Origin of the sequence: Salinivibrio sp. PR932, assembly GCF_001996125.1 — a bacterium.
Taxonomy (GTDB): domain Bacteria; phylum Pseudomonadota; class Gammaproteobacteria; order Enterobacterales; family Vibrionaceae; genus Salinivibrio; species Salinivibrio proteolyticus.
Map to the genome: position 1 here is coordinate 1 of NZ_MUFM01000066.1, position 4758 is coordinate 4758.

Sequence of the window (4758 nt, forward strand, 5' to 3'; positions counted from 1 at the left end):
TTCTGGCGCATCATCGGTCCCCGTAATGGTGATGACAATATCTTGTTGCGTGTTATCGCTTGCCGTCAGGGTAATGGTATCGGTGACCTGATCGCCGGCATCTAAATTCTGCACCGCAGACTGATCAAGGGTGTAGGTCCAATTACCGTTCACCAGCTCGAGCGAACCATAGTTGCCTGCCTGTGTAACATCGGCAAAGGTTGGATTATCGTCGCTATCCACATCACTGATCGCAAGGGTGCCGGTGGCAGTGACGGGTGCATCACCTTCGTTGCCTTCGGTGACCGAGCCAACAAACTCACCAGAGACTTCAGGTAAGTCGTCGGTGCCGGTAATAGTGATAACAATATCCTGTTCCGTACCATCGGATGCAGTAAGCGTGATGGTATCGGTGACCTGATCGCCGGCATCTAAATTCTGTACTGAGCTCTGATTTAGCGTGTAAGTCCAATTACCGTTCACCAGTTCTAGCGAGCCATAAGTGCCTGCCTGTGTAACATCGGCAAAGGTCGGATTGTCGTCGTCATCAACATCACTGATCGCAATCGTGCCCGTCGCAGTGACAGGCGCATCACCTTCGTTGCCTTCGGTCACTGAGCCGGTAAAGCTACCGGTGACTTCAGGTAAGTCGTCGGTGCCGGTAATGGTGATAACAATATCTTGCTCAGTACCATCGTTTGCGGTCAGGGTGATGGTGTCGGTGACTTGATCACCGGCATCTAAATCTTGCACCGCAGACTGATCAAGTGTGTAAGTCCAATTACCGTTAACTAGCTGGAGCGAACCGTAAGTGCCCGCTTCTGTAGTATTCGCAAAGGCCGGTGTATCGTCGCCATCAACATCACTGATCGCGATGGTGCCCGTGGCAGTGACAGGCGCATCGCCTTCATTGCCTTCGGTGACGGAACCGACAAAGCTACCGGTCACTTCAGGCGCATCGTCGGTGCCCGTAATAGTGATGACAATATCTTGCTCAGTACCATCGTTTGCGGTCAGGGTGATAGTGTCGGTGACTTGATCACCGGCATCTAAATCCTGCACGCTGGCTTGATCAAGGGTGTACGTCCAAGCTCCATCTACTAGCTCCAATGAGCCATAAGTGCCTGCCTGTGTAACATCGGCAAAGGTCGGATTGTCATCGCCATCGACATCACTGATCGCAAGGGTGCCGGTGGCAGTGACAGGCGCATCGCCTTCGTCACCTTCGGTGACCGAGCCGGAAAAGTTACCGGTCACTTCAGGCGCGTCTTCGCTACCTGTAATCGTGATAATAAGATCTTGCTGGGTGCCATCAGAGGCGGTGAGGGTAATGGTATCGGTGACCTGATCGCCGGCATCTAGGTTCTGCACCGCAGATTGATCAAGGGTGTAGGTCCAGTTCTCATTGACCAGCTCGAGCGAACCATAGGTGCTGGCCTCTGTGGTATCGGCAAAGGTTGGATTATCGTCGCCATCCACATCACTGATCGCAATGGTGCCGGTTGCAGTCACCGCCGCATCACCTGCGTCACCCTCGGTGACCGAGCCGGTAAAGTTACCGGTGACCTCAGGGGCATCATCGGTACCGGTAATGGTGATAACAATATCTTGCTCAGTACCATCGTTTGCAGTCAGGGTGATGGTGTCCGTCACCTGATCGCCAGCATCTAAATATTGCACCGCAGACTGATCGAGGGTGTAAGCCCAATTGCCGTTCACCAGCTCTAGCGACCCATAAGCACCAGTCTCAGTGGTATTGGCGAAGGTAGGTGTATCGTCACCGTCGACATCACTGATCGCAAGGGTGCCGGTGGCAGTAACAGGCGCATCACCTTCATTGCCTTCGGTGACTGAACCAACAAACTCACCACTCACTTCTGGYGCATCATCGGTCCCCGTAATGGTGATGACAATATCTTGTTGCGTGTTATCGCTTGCCGTCAGGGTAATGGTATCGGTGACCTGATCGCCGGCATCTAAATTCTGCACCGCAGACTGATCAAGGGTGTAGGTCCAATTACCGTTCACCAGCTCKAGCGACCCATAAGCACCAGTCTCAGTGGTATTGGCGAAGGTAGGTGTATCGTCACCGTCGACATCACTGATCGCAAGGGTGCCGGTGGCAGTAACAGGCGCATCACCTTCATTGCCTTCGGTGACTGAACCAACAAACTCACCACTCACTTCTGGTGCATCGTCGGTCCCCGTAATAGTGATCACAATGGCTTGTTCAGTACCATCGCTTGCTGTGAGAGTGACGGTATCCGTCACTTGATCACCGGCATCTAAATTCTGCACGGCAGATTGATCGAGGGTGTAGGTCCAGTTGCCGTTCACCAGCTCTAGCGAGCCATAGTTGCCTGCCTGTGTAACATCAGCAAAGGTCGGATTGTCATCGCCATCGACATCACTGATCGCAATCGTACCCGTCGCAGTGACAGGCGCATCGCCTTCATTACCTTCGGTCACTGAACCGACAAAGCTACCGGTCACTTCTGGGGCATCCTCGCTACCAGTAATAGTGATAACAATAGCTTGCTGGGTACCATCAGAGGCAGTCAGGGTGATGGTATCGGTGACCTGATCGCCGGCATCTAAACTCTGCACCGCAGATTGATCAAGGGTGTAAGTCCAATTACCGTTAACTAGCTGGAGCGAACCATAGGTTCCTGCTTCAGTGGTATTGGCAAAGGTGGGCGTATCGTCGCCATCAACATCACTGAGCGCAAGGGTGCCGGTGGCAGTGACCGCATCGCCCACGTTGCCTTCGGTGACTGAGCCAACAAACTCACCGGTGACTTCAGGCGCATCGTCGGTCCCCGTAATGGTGATAACAATATCTTGCTGGGTGCCATCAGAGGCGGTGAGGGTGATGGTATCCGTCACCTGATCGCCAGCATCTAAATTCTGTACTGAGCTCTGATTTAGCGTGTAAGTCCAGTTGCCGTTGACCAGTTCTAGCGAGCCATAGGTACCCGCCTCAGTGGTATCGGCAAAGGTTGGATTATCGTCGGTGTCAACATTACTGATCGCAATCGTACCCGTCGCAGTGACAGGTGCATCGCCCGCGTCACCTTCGGTCACCGAGCCGGTAAAGCTACCGCTCACTTCAGGGGCATCATTTGTCCCCGTAATAGTGATAACAATATCTTGCTCTGTGCCATCAGAGGCAGTCAGAGTGATGGTATCGGTGACCTGATCGCCGGCATCTAAATCCTGCACGCTGGCTTGATCAAGGGTGTAGGTCCAGTTCTCACCGACTAGTTCCAGCGAACCATAAGTGCCGGTTGCTGTGGTATTGGCAAAGGTGGGTGCATCGTCGCCATCCACATCACTGATCGCAATGGTACCCGTGGCAGTGACAGGCGCATCGCCTTCATTGCCTTCGGTGACGGAACCGACAAAGCTACCGGTCACTTCAGGTAAGTCGTCGGTGCCGGTAATAGTGATGACAATATCTTGCTCAGTACCATCGTTTGCGGTCAGGGTGATGGTGTCGGTGACTTGATCACCGGCATCTAAATCCTGCACGCTGGCTTGATCGAGGGTGTAGGTCCAGTTCTCACCGACCAGCTCGAGTGAACCATAAGTACCTGTTTCTGTGGTATTGGCGAAGGTGGGTGCATCGTCACTATCGACATCACTGATCGCAATGGTACCGGTGGCAGTGACTGGCGCATCGCCTACATCACCCTCGGCGACGGAACCAATAAACTCACCGGTGACTTCAGGTAGGTCCTCGCTACCGGTAATGGTGATGACAATATCTTGCTCTGTGCCATCAGAGGCAGTCAGGGTAATGGTGTCGGTGACCTGATCGCCTGCATCTAAATCCTGTACAGCAGACTGATCGAGGGTGTAAGTCCAGTTGCCGTTCACCAGGTCTAGTGAGCCATAGGTGCCGGTCTCTGTTGTATCGGCAAAGGTTGGATTATCGTCACCATCGACATCACTGATCGCTAGGGTGCCCGTGGCAGTGACAGGCGCATCGCCCACATTACCTTCGGTCACGGAACCTACAAACTCACCGGTGACTTCAGGGGCGTCATCTGTTCCGGTAATGGTGATCACAATATCTTGCTCTGTGCCATCAGAGGCGGTCAGGGTGATAGTATCCGTGACTTGATCGCCGGCATCTAAATCCTGCACTGAGCTCTGATCGAGAGTGTACGTCCAATTACCGTTCACGAGCTCTAATGAGCCATAGGTGCCCGCTTCAGTGGTATCCGCAAAGGTCGGCGTATCGTCACTATCAACATCACTGATCGCAAGGGTGCCGGTGGCAGTGACGGGCGCATCGCCCACGTCAGCCTCGGTGACTGAACCGGTAAAGCTACCAGTCACTTCAGGTAAGTCGTCGGTGCCCGTAATAGTGATAACAATATCTTGCTCAGTACCATCAGAGGCCGTGAGGGTGATGGTGTCGGTGACCTGATCGCCTGCATCTAAATCCTGCACCGCAGACTGATCGAGGGTGTAAGTCCAGTTGCCGTTCACCAGGTCTAGTGAGCCATAGGTGCCGGTCTCTGTTGTATCGGCAAAGGTTGGATTATCGTCACCATCGACATCACTGATCGCTAGGGTGCCGGTGGCAGTGACAGGTGCATCGCCCACGTTGCCTTCGGTCACTGAGCCGGTAAAGTTACCGGTGACTTCAGGCGCATCTTCGCTACCAGTAATAGTGATGACAATATCTTGCTCAGTACCATCGTTTGCGGTCAGGGTGATGGTGTCGGTGACTTGATCACCGGCATCTAAATCTTGCACCGCAGACTGATC

The 4758-nt window shown here is 53.5% G+C and carries 1 protein-coding gene; it reads right to left on the reverse strand.

All coding sequences use genetic code 11. The features are described from left to right. A partial coding sequence (locus BZG84_RS16075; protein ID WP_198536751.1) for a beta strand repeat-containing protein occupies positions 1-4758 on the reverse strand: 4758 nt, incomplete at both ends.